The organism is Endozoicomonas sp. SESOKO4 (assembly GCF_024606275.1).
The window spans coordinates 1-4,404 of the sequence record NZ_JAHHPS010000040.1 but is presented as its reverse complement, the minus strand read 5'-3'; the positions used below and the strand labels follow the sequence as shown (position 1 = coordinate 4,404).

At 49.7% G+C, this 4,404-nt stretch carries 5 protein-coding genes; 1 reads left to right on the top strand and 4 read right to left on the bottom strand.

Features of this window, described 5'->3' with window-relative positions; genetic code table 11:
• On the top strand, positions 1-1,050 hold a 1,050-nt coding region (locus tag KDK16_RS00620; protein WP_257274232.1), incomplete at its 5' end, for a molybdopterin dinucleotide binding domain-containing protein.
• Positions 1,051-1,146: 96 nt separating this feature from the next.
• Here the strand turns inward: KDK16_RS00620 and ddpX are convergent.
• The 4 genes from ddpX to KDK16_RS00600 all read right to left on the bottom strand — a co-directional run bounded on the left by ddpX (position 1,147) and on the right by KDK16_RS00600 (position 4,377).
• Positions 1,147-1,713, bottom strand: a complete 567-nt coding sequence (gene ddpX / locus KDK16_RS00615; RefSeq protein WP_257254654.1) for a D-alanyl-D-alanine dipeptidase — start codon at positions 1,711-1,713, stop codon at positions 1,147-1,149.
• A gap of 60 nt (positions 1,714-1,773) precedes the next feature.
• Positions 1,774-2,787 (bottom strand): PTS fructose transporter subunit EIIC, encoded by a 1,014-nt coding sequence (locus KDK16_RS00610; protein ID WP_257254653.1) that lies wholly within the window; start codon positions 2,785-2,787, stop codon positions 1,774-1,776.
• 199 nt (positions 2,788-2,986) lie between these two features.
• Positions 2,987-3,610, bottom strand: a complete 624-nt coding sequence (locus KDK16_RS00605; protein WP_257254651.1) for an HAD family hydrolase — start codon at positions 3,608-3,610, stop codon at positions 2,987-2,989.
• Positions 3,611-3,663: 53 nt separating this feature from the next.
• Entirely contained in the window at positions 3,664-4,377 is a 714-nt protein-coding gene (locus tag KDK16_RS00600; protein WP_257254650.1) for a TerC family protein, read from the bottom strand.
• Between the last annotated feature and the right edge of the window lie 27 nt (positions 4,378-4,404).

Sequence of the window (4,404 nt, the reverse complement as noted above, 5' to 3'; positions counted from 1 at the left end):
GATCCATTCCAGTGGCCACTGGTGACAGGACAAACGTCTGCTCAGCCACATACAAGATTGTTTGCTGATGGCAGCTTTTTCACAGAAACAGGTCGGGCGAATATTGTTTCAACGGAGTTCAAGGTTTCCTACCATCAGCCCAACGCCGACTATCCGCTGTTGCTGAATACTGGCAGGGTTCGTGATCATTGGCATACCATGACGCGTACAGCACTGTCGCCCAGGTTAAGTCAGCACATTGATGAGCCTTTCCTGGAAGTTCATCCTGAAGATGCTCAGAAGTACGGGCTGGCTGACCAGGGATTGTGTCGATTGACTACAGCCTTTGATGCCATTTTGGTCAGGGTTGCTGTCACACCTTCAGTGGGTAGGGGTAATGTTTTCATGCCCATGCACTGGACACGGCAGAACAGCAAAAGCGGTCACTGTGGTGTTTTGGTGAAGCCAGAGGTAGACCCCTGGTCAAAGCAGCCGGGTTGCAAGCACACTCCTGCCTGCATTGAAGCAGTTTCTCTGAAGCAACAGGCGGTTTTACTAAGTCGCAAAAAGCAGGACTTTGAGCCGTTTGATTATGCCACAGAGGTGAAATTCCAGCAGGGGTTCCGATATGAGGTGGCAGGCCAATCCATTGATTCTACAATGCTGGAGTGTGTCGGCTCAGGCAAGGAAAGAATTGATTACACTGATCTGAAGACAGGCAGTGCCCGTAGTGCCTGGTTTGCATCTGGCCAGCTGCAGGCTCTTCTTATTGTTGGAGAGTCATTGCCCGACAGTGATCGTGTATGGCTACAGGCTGCTTTTGAAAAAGAAGATATTCCTTTTTCAGAGCGCTGGCGATTACTGGCAGGCATTCCACCGAAGGGAGAAGATACTGGCAAAGTGGTTTGTGCCTGTTTTGGTGTGGGCGAGAAAACCATCTGTCGTGTGATTGAAGAGGAAGGCTTTACTGACCCTGTCGAGGTGGGTCAGTCTTTGAAGGCAGGAACAAACTGTGGATCCTGTATTCCTGAGATTCGCAAGCTGATTACCCATACAGCAGAGTTGGTATAGACACGCACTCTGTTCGTCCCGGGCTTGTTGAAGGTCAGTGGCACTGCACTTGGACAAGCTCTGTGCGAGCGGAATCAAGCATAAGATTCGGCGGCACTAGATAATACCTGAACAGACTTCATTTTCCTCTAATATCGGATATAGATCAGCATCAGGTAATTGATAATGCCACCATTCATTTTCAAGAGCGTCGAATCCAGCCACATTCATGGCGCCTGCCAGGATTAACCTGTTTTTCTGTGCGAGCTCGGTAATCTGGTCATTGCCATGGTGAGCTAATGGGCGGAAGTCATCCAGCTCTGTGCCCATTTCCAATGTATGTCCGAACTGATCAACCAGCGTGAGATCAACAGCTATCCCTCTGCAGTGGGTACGTAACCCGGTTTTCGGGTGGGACACATATTGAGGGTCCGGTACACATTGAAAGAGTTCCTGCTGGGCTTCCAGTGGGCGATAGGCATCCCATATTTTTAATTTGAGCCCCATGGGTTGAAGAACTTCAATGGCGTTTTGCAATCTGTTGGCGGCTTCTTCGTGCATCAGGCACAGAGGTTTTTTATAAACCTGCTTACCAGTGAAGTTCCTCGTGGTAGCGTAAACTATCTCGAGCAAAAGATCGTGACTTTGTGGTGTGACTTCAACCAGTGAGTGCGAGTTCTTCATAAATTAATCTGGCCTTCAGATATTTTTAACGCAGGGTAAGGATAATTGTCTGGAAAGCTCTTAAGATTCGGGCTTTACAGGTTTCAAAAGGTTGACAGCCAGAGCTGTTACCAGTGCACCGGCGATGGTGGCCAGAATATACCAGGGGCGACCATCGACAACCGGCAGAACGATCCAGCCACCCCAGGGAGCATGATTGATGACTTCGGCCATGAATCCTATTACATTGCCGGTAATTCCTCCCAGAACTATGGCGGGTATGACTCGTATTGGGTCAGCAACAGCAAAGGGGATTGCTCCTTCTGATATGCCTATCATACCCATAGCCAGAGCAGCCTTGCCAGCCTCTCGCTCTTCAGCAGAGTATTTCCCGGGGGAGAGCAGGGTGGCCAGCCACATACCCAAAGGTGGGGTGCAAATGGCCACCCCGACACCACCCATTAGATAGGGGTGATCTTGTATCTGAGTTTGAGCGAACAGGGTGGCGACTTTATTGATAGGACCGCCCATGTCAAAAGCGGTCATGCCGCCAAGAATGGCGCCAAGTGAAACCTTGGATAATCCCTGAAGACTATAGAGCCACTCGTTCAGGTGATTCATCATATTGGCGATGGGTTGTCCAATTACCCAAATTACCAATGCTGAGGTCAGAAACGTGCCTGCCAGAGGGTAGATAAAGATGATAGCAATAGGTCGCATGGTCGGTGGAAAGGGGATTTTCTTGAGGGCATTAACAATATAGCCTGCAATGAGTCCTACAATCATTGCTCCCAGAAAGCCACAACCGAACTGACCTGCCAGCCAGGCTCCAATCATCCCGGGTGCCAGAGCGGGACGGCTGGCAATGGACCAGGCTATATAGCCTCCGAGTACGGGGATAAAGAGGGTAAAGCCAGCAACCCCCATGTCCCACACATCTTTGAGTAAACCGGACTCCGGGGGTTCTCCTCTACCATGCAGCATGACAGACAATGAAAGAAGGACGCCTCCAGCCACCACGAAGGGAATCATATGGCTAGTACCTGTCAGCAGGTGGGACCTGAGCGTAATGAGCTCTGCTTTTACGCTATTCATCAATCTTACCCATTTTAGTCAATAATGCCTTCTGGTGTGCCTGACTGCCAGGATCTTCGGGTTTGGTCAACAGGCCCGGGAGCGGGTGGCTTTGTGTGATTCCGGATCATTGAATTTCGGTGTTTATCATCATTCAGACAGAAATGGCCAGAGAAACCATTTCTGAAAGGATTGGGTCTCATGGGTACCAGTCCGAGGTTTAAATGTGAAAGCTGAATTCTAGCAGCTCAGACGGATTGTCAAGTATGAAAGCGGGTTTTGCTGCTTCAAGGGTTGAGCGGTCGTGCCAGCCCCAGCTGACTGCAACGGGAATAGCTCCGGCTTCACGGGCCTCATTAAGGTCTCCTGAGGTGTCGCTGACGAAATAACAGGGCTGGTCTGGGTGCTGTTTCATCACTGTCCGGATTTTGTCCGTCTTGATGACGCCTTGCTCCATTCCCATAACTTCCCTGAAACACCCGATATTCTGTTTTGTCAGGAAATGTTCTGCCGCTTCGGTAAAGTTGGAGGTGATCAGGTAAAGGGGGTAGTGTTGAGCAAGGTGCTGAAGACTTTCACTGACGTCAGGAACAGAAGGGCACTCTTTCATAAACTTTAAGTGGGCGAGCCGCGCGCTATTCAAAAAAGCGGGCTGCATCCAGTCACCGGGGATTTGCTGGCCTAGCTTTTTGAAGAAATTGCCTTCAAAGAGGGCGAGAATTTGCGCTTCAGTCGCGAGGTTATCTGCGCCCATTTTGATCAGGATCTCTGACCAGTAATTGAAAAAGGGTCGCCAGGAGTCGGCAATCACGCCATCCATATCAAAAAGAATCGGGCAGGACATAAAAGCTCCAGTAGTCAGAGGGTGTTGCTCAATAAATGGAGAATACTTTCCTGTTACTTGTTTTGCTCCGATCGCAAACGGCCATTGAGCATCTCGACGGCCAGTGAAAACGCCATGGCAAAGTAGATGTAGCCTTTCGGGATATGAAAGTCCAGAGCTTCTCCTATCAAAGAGACACCCACCAGAACCAGAAAGGAAAGCGCTAGCACTTTGAAGGAAGGGTGGTTGTTGACAAATTCTCCAACAGGCGCCGCTGCAAGCATCATAATGCCTACCGAAATAACAATGGCGGTAATCATAACCCAAAGGTGTTCTGCCAGCCCTACTGCGGTGATGACTGAATCCAGGGAGAAAACAATATCGATGAGGGCAATCTGGATAAGAGTTATAGCATACCCTCTTGGTTTAAGGTGAGGTCCTTCATCTTCGCCGGGTTCAAGAGCGTCATGGATCTCATGAGTGGCTTTGGTGAGCAGAAAGAGCCCGCCACCGAGAAGAATCAGGTCCCGACCGGATAGGGCATGGTTGAACAGGTGGAATAGCGGGGCAGTGAGTGTCATGATCCAGGTAATGGAGAGTAGCAGGAGGATCCTTGTGAACATTGCCAGTAATAGTCCCAGTCTGCGGGCATTGTTGCGTTGATGTGCAGGCAGTTTGTCGACAACGATTGTAATAAAAATGATGTTGTCGATGCCCAGAATAATCTCCAGGACGGTAAGAGTTGCCAGAGCAATCCAGGGCTCTGGGTTCAGGAAAAGTTCAGTCATTGTTTTATCGTATTAGCTCTATCGTAC

What these genes read in the sequence shown, in the direction of transcription:
- KDK16_RS00610 (WP_257254653.1), bottom strand. Translation starts at nt 2,787, where the DNA reads ATGAATAGCGTAAAAGCAGAGCTCATTACGCTCAGGTCCCACCTGCTG.
- KDK16_RS00605 (WP_257254651.1), bottom strand. Translation starts at nt 3,610, where the DNA reads ATGTCCTGCCCGATTCTTTTTGATATGGATGGCGTGATTGCCGACTCC.
- ddpX (WP_257254654.1), bottom strand. Translation starts at nt 1,713, where the DNA reads ATGAAGAACTCGCACTCACTGGTTGAAGTCACACCACAAAGTCACGAT.
- KDK16_RS00600 (WP_257254650.1), bottom strand. Translation starts at nt 4,377, where the DNA reads ATGACTGAACTTTTCCTGAACCCAGAGCCCTGGATTGCTCTGGCAACT.